The organism is Haloarcula sp. K1 (genome assembly GCF_001647155.1).
Taxonomy (GTDB): Archaea; Halobacteriota; Halobacteria; order Halobacteriales; family Haloarculaceae; genus Haloarcula; species Haloarcula hispanica.
In genome coordinates this window covers 177,472-197,875 of the sequence record NZ_LRHL01000045.1, presented here as the reverse complement: position 1 = coordinate 197,875, position 20,404 = coordinate 177,472, and the positions used below count along the sequence as shown (strand labels likewise).

Genomic DNA, 20,404 nt, shown 5'->3' with positions numbered 1-20,404 from the left:
TTGGACTGTTAATATGATGCGGATTGACTTTTGTGACCACTTCGTGCAATACTTGGGTATCCGGGATTTTCGATTGCGATGAATTCACTCGAAAACAAACCTTGTTGCTGGATCTAACGCAGCAGTGTATTCAAAGGCGATATTCTCTGGGAACATGCGTCCCACGCTCTACGCGATATTTCTGAATGAGGCTCTACTTTGGAGCGGTCTATCTCATTCCGCGGTCGGGTCCTCGACTCCGACTCGACACCGGCGTTGTAGGGACTCCTTCTCGTTTGCTAGGCACGACAGCGAAATGATGCTGTTAGCGTTCAGGAGAGATGTCTGAAACGAAATGTGGTCGCCCACTGCAATCCCGCTGTAGAGCGTTCTAGACGTCTGATATTCTATCGTCCCGGTCCGACCGAACACTTTGGGACTGTCGTTGTGGTGGTTTACTGTGACGTGGAACCGTATCGAGTCGTACCTTTCCCGCAGGGAGGTTGCAACCTCAGGTGATATCTCTGCTGGTGACTGCCCAAGCTGTCCCTCGTGTTCGGATGAAACAGTTGTCCCGTCATCGTCAGTGACGGTGATCTCAGTCGTCTCCCCCTCGGCGATGCCGACGAACCGCTTTTGAACTATCTCACCTTGATTCACGAGCAGCAGCTGATCTAACCACCGCCCGACCTGTAAGAACGGGACGACGCCAGCAAGCACTGTTCGTCGCTTCATCGCGCTGTGCTCCTCTTTTCGCCGGATCGATTGATTTGGATTGTCTGTCTCATTTTGATCACGCCAACGCATCGAATATTGATTCGAGGTTCTGCTTGACTTCCCAATTGAAACTAAACATGAGCGCCAGGGCCAGGGCCACATAGACTCCAATACCAACGAGGACCAACAGGATAAACTCCAACACCGGCCCAGTGAGAGTCACCGTCTGATAGACGTAGGTCACTGCGGCTGCCATCCCAAGACTCGCCACCAGGGGATACGATACCTCCCTGAAAACTCGAACTGGAGACACATTGATGGTCCGGGCGATAAGATAGGTGTCAATCGGCATCATCGGGAAAATGTAAATACCCGTAATGAGAGCTGCAGTGCCTTCGATTCCATACATCATCGTGACCGGATAGATGAATACAGCAATGAGGGCCACACGTACAGCAGAGAGTTTAGCAATATAGTCCGGTCGCCCAACTGCTTTCCAGACCGGTCCCATCGTCGCACCCATCGAACGCAGCAGTCCGTAGATAGCCAACAACTGCATCACTGGTATCATCGGCTGCCACTCGGGGGTAAAAAACGCCTCGACAAACGCGGGTGCGACTGCCGCGATACCCATTGCCGCTGGGAACGAAGCCAATGTGGTCATTCTGAGCGTCTGGAAGTATCCGGACCGCAGCTTCTCGACGTCGTTCTGCACTTTCGAATACGCCGAGAACGTCACACTGGAGATTGTCTGTGTGATTTCGGTCGCCGGCGCGTTCGAGAGCCGGTAGGCGAGCTGGTAAAATCCCAGTGCACTTGCCATGAGCGCCCAGCCGACAAACGCGTCGTCTCCTCTACTGTACAGGAAATACAGGATTGAATTGGCCGTAACCCACTTTCCGAAACTGTAGCGCTTCTTCGCCACATCGATATCGAACGAAGGCCACGGACGGTACCCGTCCGCCAGATACGAGACGAGGAACCGGGCGGCGTCGCCGGCGATGTATCCGATTGCCAGTGCATAGACAGTTGGGTCATACAGAGCTATGCCTACGGTGACGACGAAGTATGCCACCGCGCCGCTGACCCTATACACGAACTCTTTGTGGAAATCTAGACTCTTCTGGAAATAGACGACAGCAGGGTTTCGTAACCCAACAATAAACGGTGAGAGGGCGATGACCCGAAACAGATCGGTCGCTGCAGGTTCGTTGAACAACGACGCAATAAACGGGGCCCCGAGGAACAGAATAACGGCAATTACAGTCCCTCTGGCTGTCTCGATTGTCCAAGCAGTGTTGAGCTCGTCGTCGACGTTGTCCTCCTCGGCCTGTATCAGAGCGGACTTGATTCCCAACTCGGAGAACTTCTTGAGTGAAGAGAGCGTCAACAGCGCTATCCCCATCAACCCGACTGCACGCGGGGACAACAGTGAGGCAACGATGACCAGCAACAACAGTTCTAGTCCCCGTTCTGTGACGTTCATCACACCGACCCACACGCCACTCTTTACGGTTTGCTCCATCACGTCATCACTGGCCGGGAGCAGCCGCTTTATCAACCGTTTCAGTTTATCTAGCATCGTCGTTCGAACTCCCTGTTGCGTGTGTGACGAGCCACAACACTAGGCCGATTGACGGACACCAGTGTGTTCTTCCGACTCAGTACTCGATATTGCTGTGCCTGCATAGACTCTCCGTTGCTACATACTTCGGATACCATCTGTTTGTTATGGGCGGGGTAACTGTGACGCAGCCGCATTATCAGGGCGTATCTTGCCACTCCGTCTCAGTGTGCAACTGTTCGGGGTGTACTGGAATTTATCGATTGTCAGCAGTGAGTACTTGCCCGTTTTCGACCATCGATTCCAGCGGGTTGTCGTCGATTTCTAGTGGGAAATCGACTCGCCCGCACCGCCGAGCGGACTCCCAGCACCCGAATATAAGTTCCGTTGCCTGCAGAGCGTTGTCAGCTGAAAGTTCAGGTTCACGACCCGTGTCCAGTGCGTCGACGGTGTCCGCTATGGCACGGTCAATATAGGTTTCAGGTCTCGCGTTTTCTACAGTGGCTCCCGGTATACGAGCGCTGATCTTCTGTTTTGCAGCGTCGAATATTGTTTCGTTGGGACCGTGTACGTCCTCTCCCCCAGTGTCGACCGTTGTCCAGTTTTTCCCGGTCCGGACCCGTAGCGGAACCTCACCACCTATTTCTATCATTCCGTCTGAGCCCAGCAGCCGCATATGACAGTCGACAATGCCACCGTCCCCTGTCGATGCGAGCCCGTTGACACCGTTCGTATACCGCCATTGCGCGATGGCCTGATTCTCGTTGTGGGCCCCAAACTGTACGTTTTCCTCGCTGTATTCGATCCCAGCCATCACCCATTTCGACATCGCTTGGTCAGTGAAGTACCCACAGAGGTCAAACAGGTGCGACCCGTAATCAAATAGATTTTTTCCACCGAGTTCGATTCGCTCTAACGAGCCTATTTTTCCGTTTTCAAGCAGCGACTTGGCTTTCCGGAACGGCTTTCCGAACCGTCGTTGGTGGTTGAACGTAAGCTGGATTCCGGCCCGCTTACAGGCCGATGCCATTTTCTGACAGTCCTCCCATCTCGTTGCCATCGGCTTTTCACAGTGGATCGCGTCCATTACCCCACTCTCAGCACACGTCATCACGACAGGTGCGTGGATATGGGGCGGAACGCAGACACTGACAATGTCGGGCTCGACAGCAGTGAGCATCTTCTCAGTGTCCGTGTAGACGTTTCTGTCCGGGAGGTTCCATTGTTCTCCGAAACTTCTCGCATTCTCAGGGACGACGTCGGCACAGGCGGTAAGTTCACACGAGTCTAACCGCCTGTACGCGCCTGCGTGCCTATATGCCATTGCGAACCCGTCGGTATCCGGGTCGTCCGGATCTGCACCAGTCCCAATGACTGCGACAGTGTAAGTCATCGATGGAAGGTGGGATAGTAGCCTCAATAGTAGTAACCTCGTACCGATTCACTCAGACAGTCCACACTGACTGGCTGGTCTACCAATGCTACCGTGACAATATATCTGAAACTCTGGGCTCCTTCTATCAGAGAGGGTGTACGCAGCCATCTCGTGTAGTTTTAGAACACGCACAGTGTATTATATGACTCTTAACTACTGCGATCTTGGCGGATTCCAACCAGGACAATCAGACCACCAGCTAAGCATTTGTTCACTCGTGAACTGACCACGGTCGCTTCTTGATCGAATATATGAAGCCAGCTAAACCAGTTGGCGTTTAATCCCGGGATGCCCCTATTTGTATAGTAGCCGGGTCCCTGTCCAAATCATATGTGATCAATGATAGGATACGCTGCAGCATGGCTGCCGGTATGGCCTGTTTACTAAAACGGTCTCCGTCGTTGGATTCTTGATAACGATGGACCACATTCGTCGCCGACAAAGCGTAGCTACGGTCGCGAGGGGGACTATCTCACCGTACTGATGTCTTCAGATGAAGAGACTAGGACCGTGGAGTCGGAGCAGGCGACCCGACGGACCATTCTATCCCTTGTTGCGACTGGACTCTCGTTCGGAGTTGCAGTGCTTTTGAAGCGGGAGATATTGTATCGTGGGTACGGCGAAGATGGGTATGGTGAACAGGGGTTCGGCGAGTAACTAGTACGGCATATATCACGACTCTCTCTGAGGAAAGAGTTGGGCCAGCAGCTGCTAGTTTGCCTAAATTCAGAACACCGAAGAGACCCAGAGACAGTTAGTCTGACGGTCCCGCGGATTCCGAGGGTCGGTCAATATTAGGTACTTCGCCTCTGTCCTCTTCGTAGTGGGTGTGGTTGAGGAATCCTCGAATACGTCCAGCTGTCTTTGCAACAGTACTGCCCGCTTCTATAACGGTAGCTACCGGCGTTATTCTGACATAATTCAGCGGGTCAAGTGCCTCACAGAAAATATTCTTGAGTTGATCTGCTCGCGAGACGTTACATTTTGACCAGTAGTACGGACTCTTTGTTTCGAGCTTATACTGTTTCTTCCAGTATTCAGTAATAGACGACGCGTACGGATGGTCAACGATGAGTTCGGGATCGTACCGAATATCAAACTCGGCTCTAACTCGCCTGGCGAGTTCCTTTTCCTCGTGACCCCACCCCATCTGTTCGTCCCACCCACCGACCGCCTTGAACACGTCCCTGTGAACGCCCATGTTACAGCCCCAGAAGTGGTTGACATAGCAAGGATCGTCCCCCCAGTCGTAATGGGTGGTGAAATGGCGAGCAAACACATCATCGACTGGGTGGATGGTTCGACCGGCGTATGCCGCCTCTGTTTCGAGGAGTTCATCCGCTTTTTGAAGATATTCTGGGCGAGGTCGGGAATCATCATCCAGAAATATGATCTTGTCGGTTGAGGCTTGTTTGATCCCCTCATTTCGGGCTCTAGTCACAGGGCTCTCATCACACACGATAACCTCAAAGTCGTCGAACGCGTGCTCTTTGAGGCACTGTATTGCTTCAATCTCATCCCGCGGCTTCAATGTCGCGATAACAACGCTGACCGATACCATTAATTCTTCTACGAAGTAGAACTCCCCTTCAAGACATTAGTATAGGCATCCTGTCATTAGTAGGCAACGCATTCACCTGTCCTACCCTGGCATGGTTGCAATGACTGCCTGTACCCACGATACAACTCCATAGATGAACACCACAAACCCACCCAGGGAAACCCAGCGTAGTCGTTTGTGATTTTTTGGGCGGACACCGTCTGGGTTACTGAGTTCGACCGCAAACAGAAAGCCTGCGTAGCTGAGCAGGTAATACAACAACGGGTTCCAACGGCCGATAAATATCATCCCCCCCAACGTCGCCGAGAGCCAGATGATGAAGACTCCCACGAACTGTCGAACCCATCCAGCGCACATAGCCAATCAATACATGCTCTTCCTGTTTTGTTATGCTACTACTAGCGCGTACTATTGGTAGGTGGTTTGGATCTACTTACAGCGGCAGCCACCGTGTGGTAACTGCCGGCGCACAATATCTGCCATAGAAAACTGGCAATGAAATAGACAGTATTTCGAAGCCAATGATGTAACTGGCGTTGGGATCCGCGATCAACTCACGGTACATAATATAGCTAATTGATAGGAACTCCCAGTGTCACATCGTCGTGATCCTAGTGGACCGGTCTTTTGAGTGAACCTTCGATGTCAGGTTAGTGTAGCCGCTTCTTCTGAAAGGCGCTGTTCTGCAGTCTCCTTGTCTTCAGGATACCCAACGTCGACACGCCACCCGTTGAGACGAACAGCGTCGATCGTTCTTCCGCTGTCCATCAGTAAATCAATGGCATCGCTAAGTTCGTATTCGCCACGGTCAGAGGGCTGAACCTGACTACATGCTTGGAATATTGCTGGCGAAAACGTGTAAAAGCCGGTCATGACTAGGTTTGACGGAGGGTCGTCCGGCTTCTCGACTACATCGGTTATTTCACCATATTTATTCGTCACGCAAACGCCATATCTAGACGCTTCGTCTTCCGGAACCTCCTCTACCAGAAATGCGCAGTCGACACGCTGTTCTCGTTGTCGTTGTACGACTGTGTCGAGGTTTCCTCGAAACACATTGTCTCCCAGCATCAACATAAAATCGTCCTCGATTTCCGGTTCGGCCTGTAACAAGGCGTGTGCTAGCCCAGCAGGTTCCTCCTGATGGACGTACGTTATCGGGACGCCGTTATACGAGTTTCCGTAATAGTCGATAATCTGCTCTTTTCGGTATCCGACGACGATAACAAACTCGTCTGCATCAAGTGAAACGAGCTCGTCAAGACAGTGGGTCAGAAGCGGTTTTTCGTCTACCTCAACTAACGCTTTCGGGAGGTCATCAGTCAGCGGCTGAAGTCGTGTGCCCTTCCCGGCCGCGAGAACTACTGCTTTCATCACTCACACGCTTTCCCAGATACCACATTGTAATGCTGCTACTAATCGGCCCTGTCATCGGTGGGTAAACCACCATTCTTTCCGCTGGTAACGTTGTTCAGCTATCGGCGTAGATCTCGCAGCGAATCCGAGTGGATAACGATGAACTCTTCTTCACCGAGTTGTGACTCATGCTCTGGCAAAAATATCAACTGTGAATCAGTCGAAGATTTGACAACGGTTAGTTCTTCCATCTCGTAGCCAAGGTCCGATTCCCAGTCTGGATCTGTCGGTACGTCTTCCCACTCCTCTGAGGACATCATTCAGCCGCCACTCCATTCAAATTTCCCGGTCTTGACAAATTCAATCGCTTGTGTGTAAACCGCGCACTCTGACCCTGGCCCCATAGCCCTACTCTTAGATTAAGACAATCTTTAAATTGTCTCTCTACTGCACTTACATCGAGCATATCTCGGAAAGGTGTAATTACTATATTAAAGATTGCGTCCTTATACCCAGCATCTACGCATCATTTATAGTCCATTTACTTACCAATTCATCCTACCGTCTCCCCCCAATAATACGGTGAAAACAGACTAATCTCCAATGGTAGGATAAAATTACTCCGACATTCGATGAACTACACTGGGACATATCACTGTTTTGTGGCATAGCGCGGAGGAACAGATGAACTGGGTACAGCCTTCGAATTTACTATCGGATCAAGTTCATTCGGAGATTTTTGAGTGTCCCCGTATCAGTATCTCTCCTGTATATGAAACTCAATTTATCTATGTTACTCCTTACTCTCTTATAGGTGTGATCGTTACGCTTGAAGCTCTAAACCGAAAATGCCTCTCAAATGACGCCACCACGTACTTCAACCCGCACTCAACACTTGAGTAAAAGGCTCAGCTACAGCTGCTCCACATACCTTTGGAGTGGTAAGCTCCGCTATGGCGGAATAACACGACTATAACAATACACCCCTGCACATAAGATACTGGTGGAGAGGGCAGTTACCCGACACCCACAACACCGGCCCAATCCTTACCACCCCCCTCAGGGACGCTCGTGCCCTGTATAGTCGCTGTCGACTCGGATCGCTCTCTCCACTTTGATAGTGAGCCGGAACGGCTTCGGTCACACCGTCCTTTCCGGCTCACTCCGGTCTTGATTTTTTAGCTATGACGTGGATTCTAATCCTTTGCTAAGGCTTCGCCGATTCTCCTAACTAATTATGGATACACTCCAGACGTCCATAACTTAAACTTAGGTCATCAGAAGTCATTGATGCCCAGCAGACACAGCGAAACTGCATACCAGAACTTGTGACCGAGTAACGGATGTTATGATTGCATTCAGAATCCCCGATAAACACTCCTATAGCCGATATCTGGGTGAGTACTTCTGATAGTCGCAATACCCGGAGGGGTTTTACAACAAAATTCCTAAAGATCAACACTAGTATACCCCGGATATCTACAACTGGCAAGCGTCTATAGTAGCGATTGGAAATCAATGCACACCTGCTCGCACGACGGCAGTGTGATCAGTGTGTAAATCGTTTCAATTGTTACTATAGAAGTAGCCGACTACCTCAAATATGAACTCAATTACTAAACTGTAACAGTTACACGTAGCGGTGTATGCCGGAACATATCTCCGACAGCGAAATGGAACGGATTTCGGAATTCGCGAGCACTCCGATGTACAAACGGTCGCCCGATCAGTTACTGCCGGACGGTGCGGCCGACGACGAAGAATAACATACCCTTGGGGGGTATTTTCAGTCAGCGCATAGTTCAGCTCACGGCTCGCCGATATCGAAGGTCTTGTCATTTTCCCCTCGCCGCCTGGAGACTGCGTGAGCAATGGACAGCACGAGAAATGAACTAATGACGACTAGTCCGATAACTAATGGACTGATTGCACTGAGCGGCGACACACCGACAATTGCTGCGAGGAGTAAAATGGCGTTCAACAGGGCTACGGCCCCATAGTACTGATACCATTTAGAATCATCATCACTATTGCTAATGAACGGTTCAACCTCCGGAGCATCCTCTCGAAGAGCTATCTCGCCCGTATCGGCGTCGTACGTTATTAGCCCTGCCTCTTGAAGCTTCGGAGCATGGGTCTGATACAGCGAGACGTACACCCGCTTTCGCGCCTGCGAGGAGAGTTCTTCGACGGTTGTGTCGTTCTCCCACGCAGCCAACTCCTCAGCTAAGTCGGTTAGCTGGACTGGCTCCTTTTGTTGGCGTAGATAGTAAAGCGTATATCGACGCCTCGAACTGCTGAGGATGTCGAACATTTGGTCGCGTGAGAGCTCTGGTTCTTCCTCTACCATCGGTTCACTCATGACCTCGATTGCTGCATTGGTTTGTGTTCAGGCCGCGAGAGCCACATATATACACGAAACCCGGGGTACCGTTTTGTTACACCCCCGTTACCTTCTAATTCCTGAGTAAGAAATAGCTACTTGTATCGCACGTCGTACTCCCGTTCTTCACCGACTGACCACAGTCTGTATATAATCCTTCAGTTTGTGACATCCGGAATCATTTGGCGTACTACATGACTCAATCACAACGACCTCCAATAAATAAAATAAATCTGCATGTGAAAACGCAGTACGGTGTGTTATTGTTCGGCTCGGTACAAGTCTCTGTTTCATTACTGCGAACCTCCGAACCTTTTCATATTGGTATAAATACATATATTAGTACTACGCTATCGAATTCCAGTGAGGATAGACAGAAACTACATAGCATCCTATTAATAATACATCGTGAACTCTCCTGCATCTTCTCCATGGCATACTCTCTTACCGGAGGTTCCTCGTTATCCGCTCAGTCAAGAACCAGGAGGAAAGTTCTAGCCGATTACGTCGGCGTGATCTCGATGGTCTCGCTGTCTCGAATCCGAACGGTGTACCCACTGTATGTGAAACTAATCTGAATGTCGTCGTTGGTCTGCCCTGCGACAAGGGTATCAAGAGCGTCCGGGTCGATTCGGTTGTACAACGGTGGGAGACTGGTTTCCGTTACGGATTCTTTAGCTGCTATAGCGGTCACAATCGCTTCACTCGGTGATTCGTACTGGTTTGTCCAAAAGACAGTTTCTGTCTCGTTCCACTCCAGACTCATTGTTCTTTGTATGAACACACTCCCGTATCAGCATATACTCTATCAGACTAGCAAACTCAGACAACAGGCGCTATCTATCTAGATGCTGGGTCGTTCCCCCTTCGCTAAACAACTGTTCTAGGAGCTTCCGAACAGCTACCCGGAGGTGGTGGCTGAACGTCGGCTGTGATATATCGAGTGTATCGGCGATCTCCTGACCGGTCTTGTCACGGGGTGATTGATAGAATCCGCTATAAAAGGCTGCAAGCAGGACCTCGAATTGGCGGGGGGTTAGCTGTGCTGTCAATTCTGAATGGAACGACTCACGGGTTTGGACACCACGTTCCCGCTTGTGGCGGCCCACGAGTTCGATGTCCGGACATGAACGCCGTAATTCAGCTATGAGCTGGCGAATGTCAACCGTCTGTGGGACCTCAAGCTGAATCTCCAGAGTCTCCCCATCAGATTGGATTAATTGCGGGGCTCCTCCTTGTTCGGCGACTGTCAGTGCGAGCTGTGTACCCGATACTGTTGCTTCGAACAAGCTCGTGTCTTCTGTGTCAGTTAAACACTCTAATCGCTCAATTCGGGGAAGAATGTCCAAACACGCTTGTAGGTCATCTGGTGGAGCGTCAGTGCTGAAAAACACGATACAGCTGGTATCTCCCTGTGGGACGATACCCTCGAATGTGATTTCTGTATCGGCGACGCCCGCAATCCGATGAATGATATCGTCGGATTCCGTTGCTTCTAGCTGGAGTTCGACAGCCCGATCTGCGACGAGCCCCTGCTTCGTCTCAATGCTGTTGATGGCGTATCCGACCGTTTCACTCACCTCCTCGAGTACTGACTGTGTCGGCAGATCGAAAACGTCCGGCGTTTTCGCGTACACAGTCAGGATGCCGTAGGAGAGTTGCTGATAGCTGAGCGGAATGCTGACGACTGACTGGAACCCACGTTCCAGTAGCCGCCGTTGCCACCCTTTTCCCCTGAGTCCGTCCGCGATATTGTTGTTCAGCGTCTGTTCGTTAGTCCGGGCTGTCTGGACTGCTGGTGGAGGCGGTGTCTCATTGGAGGGCGTGCGCGATTCCTCCAGAAAGCCACGGTCGGTCCCTGCCCACGTCCGTGGCGTGACTCGGTCGGTATCGGATTCGTATTCCCCGATCCACGCAAACGAACAGATGTCGGACGCGACCAACTGGTCACACACCGCTTGCTCTATTTCTGAGCGACTGTCTGCCCTGAGCACTCGCTCGTGAATTTTCTGACTCAGCTCTGTCAACCGATTCATCTGCTCGAGCTGAACCGTCTGTTGCTCCAGATCGCGCTGCCTGTCTTCGAGTTCTGTCTCGTATGTCAGCCTATCGAACGCCGTTCGAATCGTCGCCCCCAGGAGTTCGGTAATTCGACGGGTCTGGGTATCGAACTCGCCGCCGATCGTATCGCCCGCTCGAAGCACTCCATGGTCGCCCAGCGGGACAAACACGGCCTTTCCGTCAGTCATCGTGTCCTCGCCCGCTTTCGAGGTCGAGTTTCCGTCGCAAACGATAGTTTCCTCGGTGAAAAAGGCCGAACTCACGAAGCTATCACCGTCTGCTGGGATAGCTTGTTGCTCCTCGGTCTCCGTGGTCGAAAGCGGGCGAAAGGTGTTCGTATCGCTGTCGAACGCGTACAGCACGACCTCAGGGAGACCGATGATATCACGGGTCCGCGAGACGACAATTTGAGCGGCTTCCTCCTCTGAAGTCACACCCAAGAGATCTGTCGCCGTTTCGTACAACTGTGTAAAACCCATCTCAGCCCGCTGCGTCTGTAGTTCGTTTCCGATCCACTTGCTCAGAAGGTCTACGAGTGTCACGTCCCAGTCTGAGAACTCTGATCCGCCCGTTCCGGACCCATAGAAACAGAGCGTCCCGTATATGCTCCCACCCACAGTGAGTGGCGTTCCGAGATACCGATTGACTTCGTCGCCCCATATCTGATCTCGGTCAGCGTCGCCGCATTCGGCATCGACGTCTGTCATCACGATTGTCTCCTCGTTCCCGATAGCTTTCGCACAGGGGGTTTCCGACAACGGAATCGTTCCGCCTGAAAAAATCGTTTCGTCGGGTGTCTGGAGCACTTCGAAATCGTATTCCATCCCGTTGACGCGAGAGAGCGTCGCGTACTCGGTTCCAAGCACGCTACGACCGACTTGCATGAGATCCGCTATCTGTTCCCGGAGCGCCCCGTCCCGCGATGTGAACACTTCGGTAATTGTTCGCAGGACTTCTTCCCGCATTTCGAGTTCGGCACGCGTTGCGGTTGAATGGAGGCCATCGGCGACAATCTCCGCAAGCTCTGTCAGCACTGCCTGCTCCGCTTCGTCAAACGCGAAAGGCGTGTCCGCGTATATCGAAATCACACTCTGTACTGATCCAGTGTACTGGATCGGGAGAACGATCATCGACCGGAACCCGTACTCCGATGCGAGCTCGTGCCAGGGCTGGACAGACGATTCAGTCCGGATATCTGACGCTACTTGATGTTCGCCGGTTTCGATCGCGTGGCCGAACGGCCCGTCATCGAAAACTGAGCGGCCATAGCGGGAGACCATCGCTTCGACGTATTCGAGTGCGTCGCCACCGCCCGCGGTGGGGACGATATCACCTGCCTCGTTTTTTTCGCCGATCCAGGCGAACTGGTAGGCATCCGAACTGGTCAGAATTTCACAGACAGCCTCTTGGATCTCTTCGGCTGTTGACGCCCTCAGCACTTGGCGATTTATTTCCCTGAATAGTGAATTAATCCGCGATAGTCGCGCTGTTTCTCGGCGGAATCGGTATGATTCCACCGCGTTCTCTATCCTGTTTGTGAGCACCGCGTACTGCTCTGGCCCGCCGCCCTTGACGAAGTAATCGGTGACGCCGGCTGAAACCGCTTCGCTGGCGAGTTTTTCGCTTCCTTGGCCTGTCAACAGGATAAATGGGAGGTCGCCGTTAGACTGTCGCACCGTTTCTACGAATTCAATCCCGTCTGCTTCGGGCATCTCGTAGTCACTGACGATACAGTCGATCGACTCGGAACCGAAGTAGCTGAGCGCATCCTCGACGCTTGCGGCTTCGATAACCTCGATACGGTCGTTCTCGTGTTCCAGCAGTTCCGCCGTTGTCCGCCGGAACTCTCCGTAGTCATCGACTAACAACACCTTGATTTTCGAGGCTGCCGTTCCACTATCCGTTGGTGCCGGTCCAGTCTCACCGGCCAACTTCCGCATACTACACTACTTACGCAACAGTCCGTATAAACGTTTGACTTGGTTGCAACGCTGCACGGTTCTACGTCTGGTAACAGTAACCATCTCTCGCGAGGAATCCGGTCTGCCCTCCAAATGCGTAGGAAACTCATATTTTGGAATGTATACGGATACTGCGATCTACCCTAGTTCCCCTCCAAATTTTATTGGGAGGCTGTATATCTTGGAACTTTGTATGTTCTAAAATACACTTTTTGCTTATACTATTATACAGATGTGAAACATCCTGAAACGCCCATAATCGAAGGAATAGATGGAAAATCGACTTTAGTTCTGCGTGAAATTATAGTATAATAACGTTCTTTAATTATCAGATTTCAGTATAAACACCCCAAATTCAGAAAATTTGATAGTATCCTCAATTCATAAATACACACTCTGTTCAACCCTGTATTCCATCTCTAAAATACACACTAAGGGTGTGTTTTCTGCAGGATATACCTACACTGTGCGTACACCGACTGTCAAAAACTATTACTGAGCAGGCAGAAAAAGCTGAACAATGGCTGTTAACTCCGGTTGCAAAGTAGACGCGGTTATCGACAAGTACGGGTTGGCATCAACAGACCCAGTCTACGACACCCTTGATGATGGCCTGCTCGCACGCTGGACGGGCGCTGATGACCGAACCGAAATGGGGTATCGGTCGCTGACAGCGTGGTTCAACAAACGGCTGCTTAAACAAGTCTATACCGAACACGGGCGTGAAACCCTTGACACGCGTGTAGACAGCGATTACGACACGTTGCGTGGTGACGACGACTTGCGACGGGACGAACTCATCGAGCGACTGCAAGCTACGGGTATCCCGGGAGCGTCGCTTCACGACGATATGGTGTCGTGGGGAACGATGCGAACGCACCTCAACGACTGTTTAGACGGTGAAAAAGAGCCCAGGAAGGCGACAACTAACTGGGAGCAGGAGAGCGTGGCAACGGCCAAAACGGTCGTCGAACGGAAGGCCGAAACGGCACTGTCCTCGCTCGCGAAAAAGGGTGATATCGAGGGCGGTGACACCGCGGAGATAGAGGCCCAGATACAACTCGGATGCCCGGACTGTCCGACCCGTGTTCCGTTCGATGTTGCACTCGAACGTGGGTACGTCTGCAAGCAACACCGGAGCGCGAACTTGTCAACACACGATTCATGACCTGGAACATCGAAATCGAACGAATCGCGGGTATCCTTGACGGATCGGCGACGGTAGTGCCGGGAGTGAACGTCGTCCGTGGCTCGAACTGGCAGGGGAAATCGAGCTTCATCGAATCTGTCAAGACGGCCCTTGGCACCTCCACTGAACTGACCGAAGGCGCAGACAGCGGTGCGGTGCACCTCGAAACGCCAACCGGTGTCTACGACGTGACGCTTACCCGAGAGAACGGTACCGTAGTCCGGCACGGCGAGCCGTACCTCAGCGACGAGTACGACGTGATCCGCGCTGAACTGTTCGCGTGTCTGGACGAGCGTAACGAAGTCCGTCGCGCTGTCCGGACAGGAGAAAACCTCGAGGACGTGCTGTTACGGCCGCTGGACTTCCAGAACATCGACTCGCAGATCGAGACGTTACAACGGGAACGCGAACAGATCGAAACGGAACTCACGCAGGCACGCGAGGCCAAAAAGCGGCTCCCCAGCGTGCAAGAGAAAGTGACACGGCTGGAAAACGAGATCGAAGACCTGCGGGCCAAACGCGAGACGATCGACAGTGAGGCAGGAAGCGACGACAGTCCGGAGTCGGTCCGCCGCCAACTCAGCCAAGCTCGGACTGAACAGAATCAGGCGAAAAACCGCGTCGAACGACTCGAACAAAGTATCGAGCGGACGGAACAGCGTCTCTCGGAGCGCCAGGACGCTCTCGACGCTCTCGAAATACCGGAGTACAATGACGTTGCGGACAAACTCTCGGAGGCGCGCGAGAGCCTCTCGCAAGTGGAGCGAGACGCCGAGGTACTCCAGTCCGTGTACTCGGCCACTGAGATGGTACTCAGCGAGGACCGGGTTGACCTGCTTACCGAGGTGGAGCGCGATATCGACGGTGACACCGTCGCCTGTTGGACGTGCGGCAGTGAGACGACACGGGCGGACTTGGCTGACCAACTGGACGCGCTCGGAAACGAACTCACGGCGCTCCGGGCCCAGAAAGAGACCTACCGAGATACTGTCGAGGAACTGGAAACACAGCGCGAGGAGATCAGCCAGGCCCGCCGTCGAAAGGCCGATCTAGAGGAAGACATCGCTGAGCTAGAGGCGACGCTGGCCGACCGGAAACAGAGCCTCGACGCAGCCAGAAACAGGCTCGAACAGGCTCAGTCGGACGTGGAGCAGCTTTCGGACCACGTTGATGCGGCCGTGGCGGAGCTTTCGGACGTCGAAAGTGAGATCAAGTACCGCGAGGCCGAACTCGAAGACACCGCCGACGAACTGGCGCAACTCGAAACGAGGGCGGCCCGTGTCGACACGCTCGAAACCGACCTCGAAACCGTCCGTGACGACCTCGCGGAACTTCGAAACCGGAAAGACCGAATCAAGCGTGAGGCACGGGAAGCGTTTGACACCGCGATGAAGGATATCCTCTCCCGATTCGGGACAGGGTTCGAAACGGCTCGACTCACCGCTGACTTCGATATTGTGGTCGCCCGCGACGGCCAGGAAGCGAGCTTAGATGCCCTCAGCGAGGGGGAACTCGAACTCATCGGCTTTGTGGCAGCGCTGGCCGGTCGGCAGTCGTTCGATGTCGGCGACGCTGTGCCACTTCTGCTCGTCGACGGCCTGGGCGGGCTCGACGACGACAACCTCCACACCCTCATCGAGTACCTGCAGCAGGGAACGGAGTATCTGGTGTTTACTGCGTACCCGGAATACACGGCGTTCGACGGACGCGAGATCGACCCGACCCAGTGGACTGTTGCGAACGAGAAAGAGGCCTCGGCCGACTGATAGCGACCGAACTGGAGTGTTCTCGTCACTGACGCCGATACCCTTAGCTGCAGGCCTCTGGTGTCTGAGAATGGCATATCCATCTAGGTGTAATTTCACTTTTAGGACAATAATACAGAAATCCTATTAACAAAGATGGCTTTTTCAAACCAGATGGCAAATATACGGGTCAAAAATTGGACGAAAAATAAATTAAGGGAAATACGGGCTGCGGAGTCACACTCATCGTACGATTCGGTCGTCAAAACACTGCTAAAAGACCGTAAAATCGCGAAGTACGCGGACGACGCCTCCGATACCGTGACTGGCGAGTCCGTGCAGTCACAGGACGCCGACATCGATAAGCCGTTCGACGATATGACTGTGCTGGCAGAACTGACTGGTAGCCACGACGACGTGTTGTTCCTGTGGTGTCCGAACTGCGGGAACGAACTCGTCCACTTCACGGTCGAGCGGCCGCTTGGTTGCTCCGTATTTGAGATGGAGTGCCAGCGGTGTCTTACGCATCTCGACAGCTGGGCCATCGTCGCTATCGAACTGCAGTATCCAATCGAACAGAAGATGATCGAGGGACAGCTTCAGGCAGATCTCAAAGCCTGTGTGATAGACTACTGGGACCGGACATTGCAGGCGGCGGCTAACGATACTCTCGACACAGAGGCCCCTGCCGACCGTCTCGTGTGGCAGTTCGATCAGTATCACAAGCAGTTCTCCTGGGACTGGCCGACTGATGTCCCGACTGTCAGTTTTGTCCCCGGCGTCACGTATCGCAACACCGTGACTGATGAGCGAATCGAAGTCGTCGAAGCTGTCACCGAGAACCGGAACGCGATGGATGCGTACACAGTCAGACGCTACGCTGCAGACGGCGATGTCGTCTCGGACCAGCTAGACAGCAGTGCAATCGTCGACCGGATCGTCAACCGGGAACTTGTCGTCGCCGAGCAGGCCGTGGGAACGACCAAACCCACGACCTGATGAATCACGATGCCAACCGTCTTGGCTTATTGCTGGTGTACGCGGTCTGCCTTTCAGAACACGGTTTGGCGGGGCCGGGATGAGCGGGGAGTACAATTGCTCTGAAAGCGCCCGTTTCCCACTCAGCAAAGGGTTAAAGATAAAACGATATACTGGATATAGTGAAGCGCACATCCGATTATAGTCACAAGAATATTGTGATATTGGGAAGATGACCGCATATACTTTTTATAACTATTGGTAATGTATAAGGTGTATCGAGGCTACCGAAGACACTCATGACGTTTGTCGACAACAGTTATACGACACCAGTGGCCTACGTTGTAGTATGATTAGGCTGGTTGGATGCACGCGTTCGGTAGTCGTATCTCCGAGTGTGCCTTGGGTAGTGGGGGAGGAGAAAGTCCGTGAGTAAAGCGACGCACCCTCACACGCTCACACTCCCGCGTGAGGACCACGGATTGGCGACGTCGAAGGCAGCGACCAGACGGATACAGGGAATCCTTCCGGTGTTCCTGGAGAACAAGATCACGGAGGCGGAGGCTAACGGACTGGTCGTTCCGCTCGACGGCAGCATCGAATCGACAGTTGCGGCGGCGCTGGCTGTCGACGGCATCGGGGCCGACTACGTGACTGGACTGGTGATGCCGGTACAGCTAAGCGACGAGGGGCCTGCTCGGACGGCTGAAACCGTCGCGTCGCTGCTTGACATCGACTGTCACCGGCTCAATCTGCAGCCAGTGCTGACGGCGTTCCAGCGAGTTGTCGGTGAGACCGGGGGGCCGACCGACGACCTCGTGGCGATGCAAAACGCTGGCGAACGCTTCCGGATGGCGTGTAAGTACTACGTCGCAAACACCAGGAACGAACTCGTTGTAGGGACTGTCTCCCGGACTGACCGACTGCTGGGCTCCGTTGCGAAACACGGCGAGAACGGCGTGGACCTGTCGCTGTTTGGCGACCTCTATAGAACTGAGATCGAGGCCCTGGCTGCTGCACTTGCGGTTCCATCGGACCTCCTCGACCAGTCACCCCATCCAATGGAGCACACTGGGGCAACTGATGCGGCGGAACTGGGTATCGACCAGCGAGACCTCGACAGCGTCCTCCACTTCGCGATTGATAGAGGCTGTTCCGTGTCGGTGGTTGCCGACAAGGTCGGCGTCAGCGAATCTGTCGTTGAGCGTACGGTTCAGTGGTGTGCCAGTACGCGCCACAAGCGACACACGCCACCAAAGCCATCGATGGATAACTGACACTGTCGGCTGTTCGTCTGTGGCGTATTTCGCCACCCTCGGGGAGTCACAAATCTCTCGCAAGAGGGACAGCCAACAGTACGAGCCAAACGTGGTATTTCTGTGAGCAAAGCAGTTAACAGCCACACTCCGCGATTCTCACACCCATGCAGGCCGACCCCCAGGAGATAATCGACATCGGCGACAGGCTACTGTCGGAGTACCCCGAACTGTTTACTGAGCAGTACGAGACAAACACTCGTCTCGTTCAGCGACTCGCCAGCGTGGATTCGTTTCGTACCCAAACCAGACTCACCAGATACATCACCCGTCAAAAACGGACACGGAACGGCTCGCAAAGATGAGGCCACTGCGAAGCACACGCGACACACGGAATGCCACACGTCTGTGGCCGGGTTGTCTGCACTCGGCGCTCGTCCCGATATGAGGACCTTCTTTATGTAGAGACCGTCTTGCAGGACGTATGTTACTCACTGGGACTGTCGTTGCGGATTCTGAGACTGTTCTGCAGGACGGGGCGGTCGTCGTCTCCGGGGACCGTATCGAGGCTGTGGGTTCACGTGCCGAACTCGAATCGCAGTACACCAACCACGAACACCAGTCCTACGACGTGCTGTTGCCGGGACTCGTCGGCGGCCACATCCACTCCGTACAGAGCCTTGGCCGTGGCATCGCCGACGACACGGAACTGCTCGACTGGCTATTCGACTACATTCTGCCGATGGAGGCCTCCTTGACCGCCGAGGAGATGGAAGTCGCGGCGAAACTGGGCTATCTGGAGATGATCGAAAGCGGGACTACGACCTGTATCGACCACCTCTCGGTCGCCCACGCGGACCGCGCCTTCGAAGCGGCGGGCGAGATCGGTATCCGTGGCGTGCTCGGCAAGGTGCTGATGGACCAGCGCTCGCCGGATGGGCTGCTGGAGGATACGCAGGCCGCACTGGAGGAGTCCGAGCGGCTCATTCAGCAGTATCACGGTGCCTACAACGACCGGATTCGGTACGCTGTCACCCCGCGATTCGCCGTCTCCTGTAGCGAGGCCTGTCTCCGGGGAGTGCGCGAACTCGTGGACAAATACGACGGCGTCCGCATCCACACCCACGCCAGTGAGAACCAGAGCGAAATCGAGACGGTCAAAGAGGATACCGGGATGCGCAACATCCACTGGCTCGACGAGGTGGGTCTCACCGGTGAGGACGTCGTCCTTGCGCACTGCGTCTGGACCGACGAGAGCGAGCGCGAAGTCCTCGCAGAAACGGGGACGCACGTCACCCACTGCCCGTCCTCGAACATGAAACTCGCCAGCGGCATCGCGCCGATCTGGGACTACCGTGACCGCGGTATCAACGTCGCCATCGGCAACGACGGACCGCCCTGTAACAACACGCTCGACGCGTTCACCGAGATGCGACAGGCGAGTCTCCTCCAGAAGGTCGATCAGCTAGACCCGACAGTGACGCCCGCGGCCGAGATCTTCGAGATGGCGACGCGCAACGGCGCGAAAGCCGCCGGCTTCGACGAACTCGGCGCGATTCGGGAGGGGTGGCGCGCCGACATCGTCGGTCTGGATACGGACCTTACGCGGGCAACGCCGCTGCACGACGTGCTCTCCCATCTGGTGTTTGCGGCCCACGGCGACGACGTCCGCTTCACGATGGTCGACGGGAACGTGCTTATGGAACACGGCGAGGTAACCACCATCGACGCCGACGCCGTGCGTGAAGAGGCCTCGACTATGGGGCTTGAGATGGACCTCGAAGACGAACGCAAGTCCGCACAGGAACAGAAGCCCTGAGTGGCCCTTGGCGGTGCCCTTACTCGCTCGTCGCGATTGCTTCGATTTCGACTCCCACGCCCTTTGGCAGGCTTGCGACCTCGACCGCGCTCCGGGCCGGCGGTTCGTCGTCGAAAAAGCCGGCGTACGTGTCGTTCATCGACTCGAAATCGTCGATGTCGTCCAGATAGACGGTCACTTTCAACACGTCGCTCATCTCCAGTCCCTCCGAAGCTAGCACCGCTTCGACGTTCGATAGCGCCTGTTCCGCCTGCGTCGCTATCGGTTCGTCGTCCAGCAGGTCGCCGTCTGGCGTCATCGGAATCTGGCCCGCGGTGAACACGAGCGAGCCGTTTGTCGTCGCCTGGCTGTACGCGCCGACCGCATCGGGTGCATCGGCCGTGCTGATGGTCCGTTTCAT

At 54.0% G+C, this 20,404-nt stretch carries 16 protein-coding genes; 7 read left to right on the top strand and 9 right to left on the bottom strand.

The genetic code is table 11. The features are described 5' to 3' along the window. Nucleotides 1–213: 213 nt before the first annotated feature. From AV929_RS19360 to AV929_RS19350, 3 genes are all read right to left on the bottom strand, one after another. Entirely contained in the window at nucleotides 214–714 is a 501-nt protein-coding gene (locus tag AV929_RS19360) for a hypothetical protein (RefSeq protein WP_050038463.1), read from the bottom strand. Between the two features lie 58 nt (nucleotides 715–772). After that, a complete protein-coding gene (locus AV929_RS19355; RefSeq protein WP_014031317.1) occupies nucleotides 773–2,278 on the bottom strand; it encodes a lipopolysaccharide biosynthesis protein in 1,506 nt (501 codons plus the stop codon). Between the two features lie 238 nt (nucleotides 2,279–2,516). Continuing rightward, the gene (locus AV929_RS19350) at nucleotides 2,517–3,653 is read right to left on the bottom strand and encodes a Gfo/Idh/MocA family protein (protein WP_050038394.1); all 1,137 of its coding nucleotides are present in this window, start codon (nucleotides 3,651–3,653) and stop codon (nucleotides 2,517–2,519) included. A gap of 525 nt (nucleotides 3,654–4,178) precedes the next feature. Between AV929_RS19350 and AV929_RS22510 the strand changes: the two genes are divergently transcribed. Next, nucleotides 4,179–4,352, top strand: coding sequence for a hypothetical protein (locus AV929_RS22510; protein WP_008311654.1), 174 nt, complete (start codon nucleotides 4,179–4,181; stop codon nucleotides 4,350–4,352). A gap of 97 nt (nucleotides 4,353–4,449) precedes the next feature. Here AV929_RS22510 and AV929_RS19345 read toward each other — a convergent pair whose 3' ends face one another. The 5 genes from AV929_RS19345 to AV929_RS19320 all read right to left on the bottom strand — a co-directional run bounded on the left by AV929_RS19345 (nucleotide 4,450) and on the right by AV929_RS19320 (nucleotide 12,996). Further along, on the bottom strand, nucleotides 4,450–5,256 hold the full coding sequence (locus AV929_RS19345) for a glycosyltransferase family 2 protein (protein WP_064289049.1): 807 nt from the start codon (nucleotides 5,254–5,256) through the stop codon (nucleotides 4,450–4,452). Nucleotides 5,257–5,901: 645 nt separating this feature from the next. Continuing rightward, nucleotides 5,902–6,630: a UTP--glucose-1-phosphate uridylyltransferase AglF gene (gene aglF / locus AV929_RS19335; RefSeq protein WP_064289048.1), complete on the bottom strand. Its 729-nt coding sequence runs from the start codon at nucleotides 6,628–6,630 to the stop codon at nucleotides 5,902–5,904. Between the two features lie 1,789 nt (nucleotides 6,631–8,419). Next, nucleotides 8,420–8,962: a hypothetical protein gene (locus AV929_RS19330; RefSeq protein ID WP_044952849.1), complete on the bottom strand. Its 543-nt coding sequence runs from the start codon at nucleotides 8,960–8,962 to the stop codon at nucleotides 8,420–8,422. Between the two features lie 535 nt (nucleotides 8,963–9,497). Further along, entirely contained in the window at nucleotides 9,498–9,761 is a 264-nt protein-coding gene (locus tag AV929_RS19325) for a HalOD1 output domain-containing protein (RefSeq protein WP_014031309.1), read from the bottom strand. A gap of 70 nt (nucleotides 9,762–9,831) precedes the next feature. Further along, nucleotides 9,832–12,996: a GAF domain-containing protein gene (locus AV929_RS19320; protein WP_014031308.1), complete on the bottom strand. Its 3,165-nt coding sequence runs from the start codon at nucleotides 12,994–12,996 to the stop codon at nucleotides 9,832–9,834. A 541-nt stretch (nucleotides 12,997–13,537) separates the two neighbouring features. Between AV929_RS19320 and rdfA the strand changes: the two genes are divergently transcribed. The 6 genes from rdfA (at nucleotide 13,538) to AV929_RS19290 (ending at nucleotide 20,004) form a co-directional block, all read left to right on the top strand. After that, complete coding sequence (gene rdfA / locus AV929_RS19315) at nucleotides 13,538–14,185, top strand: rod-determining factor RdfA (protein WP_023843019.1); 648 nt, start codon at nucleotides 13,538–13,540, stop codon at nucleotides 14,183–14,185. Further along, entirely contained in the window at nucleotides 14,182–15,972 is a 1,791-nt protein-coding gene (locus AV929_RS19310; RefSeq protein ID WP_064289047.1) for an archaea-specific SMC-related protein, read from the top strand. Before rdfA ends, AV929_RS19310 begins: the two co-directional genes overlap by 4 nt. Before the next feature lie 153 nt (nucleotides 15,973–16,125). Further along, entirely contained in the window at nucleotides 16,126–16,950 is an 825-nt protein-coding gene (locus AV929_RS19305) for a hypothetical protein (RefSeq protein WP_064289046.1), read from the top strand. Between the two features lie 407 nt (nucleotides 16,951–17,357). Continuing rightward, nucleotides 17,358–18,206 (top strand): NAD(+) synthase, encoded by an 849-nt coding sequence (gene nadE / locus AV929_RS19300; protein WP_050006959.1) that lies wholly within the window; start codon nucleotides 17,358–17,360, stop codon nucleotides 18,204–18,206. Nucleotides 18,207–18,352: 146 nt separating this feature from the next. After that, nucleotides 18,353–18,550, top strand: a complete 198-nt coding sequence (locus tag AV929_RS22980; protein ID WP_008312056.1) for a 30S ribosomal protein S17e — start codon at nucleotides 18,353–18,355, stop codon at nucleotides 18,548–18,550. A gap of 119 nt (nucleotides 18,551–18,669) precedes the next feature. Then, nucleotides 18,670–20,004, top strand: a complete 1,335-nt coding sequence (locus AV929_RS19290) for a 5'-deoxyadenosine deaminase (RefSeq protein WP_050038400.1) — start codon at nucleotides 18,670–18,672, stop codon at nucleotides 20,002–20,004. 19 nt (nucleotides 20,005–20,023) lie between these two features. On the opposite strand, the gene AV929_RS19285 is transcribed toward AV929_RS19290, so the two are convergent. Further along, nucleotides 20,024–20,404, bottom strand: coding sequence for a Rid family detoxifying hydrolase (locus AV929_RS19285; protein WP_008312058.1), 381 nt, complete (start codon nucleotides 20,402–20,404; stop codon nucleotides 20,024–20,026).

Excerpts from the sequence above, each read along its gene's own strand:
- AV929_RS19360 (WP_050038463.1), bottom strand. The coding sequence starts at position 714 with ATGAAGCGACGAACAGTGCTTGCTGGCGTCGTCCCGTTCTTACAGGTC.
- AV929_RS19355 (WP_014031317.1), bottom strand. The coding sequence starts at position 2,278 with ATGCTAGATAAACTGAAACGGTTGATAAAGCGGCTGCTCCCGGCCAGT.
- AV929_RS19350 (WP_050038394.1), bottom strand. The coding sequence starts at position 3,653 with ATGACTTACACTGTCGCAGTCATTGGGACTGGTGCAGATCCGGACGAC.
- AV929_RS22510 (WP_008311654.1), top strand. The coding sequence starts at position 4,179 with ATGTCTTCAGATGAAGAGACTAGGACCGTGGAGTCGGAGCAGGCGACC.
- AV929_RS19345 (WP_064289049.1), bottom strand. The coding sequence starts at position 5,256 with ATGGTATCGGTCAGCGTTGTTATCGCGACATTGAAGCCGCGGGATGAG.
- aglF (WP_064289048.1), bottom strand. The coding sequence starts at position 6,630 with ATGAAAGCAGTAGTTCTCGCGGCCGGGAAGGGCACACGACTTCAGCCG.
- AV929_RS19330 (WP_044952849.1), bottom strand. The coding sequence starts at position 8,962 with ATGGTAGAGGAAGAACCAGAGCTCTCACGCGACCAAATGTTCGACATC.
- AV929_RS19325 (WP_014031309.1), bottom strand. The coding sequence starts at position 9,761 with ATGAGTCTGGAGTGGAACGAGACAGAAACTGTCTTTTGGACAAACCAG.
- AV929_RS19320 (WP_014031308.1), bottom strand. The coding sequence starts at position 12,996 with ATGCGGAAGTTGGCCGGTGAGACTGGACCGGCACCAACGGATAGTGGA.
- rdfA (WP_023843019.1), top strand. The coding sequence starts at position 13,538 with ATGGCTGTTAACTCCGGTTGCAAAGTAGACGCGGTTATCGACAAGTAC.
- AV929_RS19310 (WP_064289047.1), top strand. The coding sequence starts at position 14,182 with ATGACCTGGAACATCGAAATCGAACGAATCGCGGGTATCCTTGACGGA.
- AV929_RS19305 (WP_064289046.1), top strand. The coding sequence starts at position 16,126 with ATGGCAAATATACGGGTCAAAAATTGGACGAAAAATAAATTAAGGGAA.
- AV929_RS22980 (WP_008312056.1), top strand. The coding sequence starts at position 18,353 with ATGCAGGCCGACCCCCAGGAGATAATCGACATCGGCGACAGGCTACTG.
- AV929_RS19290 (WP_050038400.1), top strand. The coding sequence starts at position 18,670 with ATGTTACTCACTGGGACTGTCGTTGCGGATTCTGAGACTGTTCTGCAG.
- AV929_RS19285 (WP_008312058.1), bottom strand. The coding sequence starts at position 20,404 with ATGAAACGGACCATCAGCACGGCCGATGCACCCGATGCGGTCGGCGCG.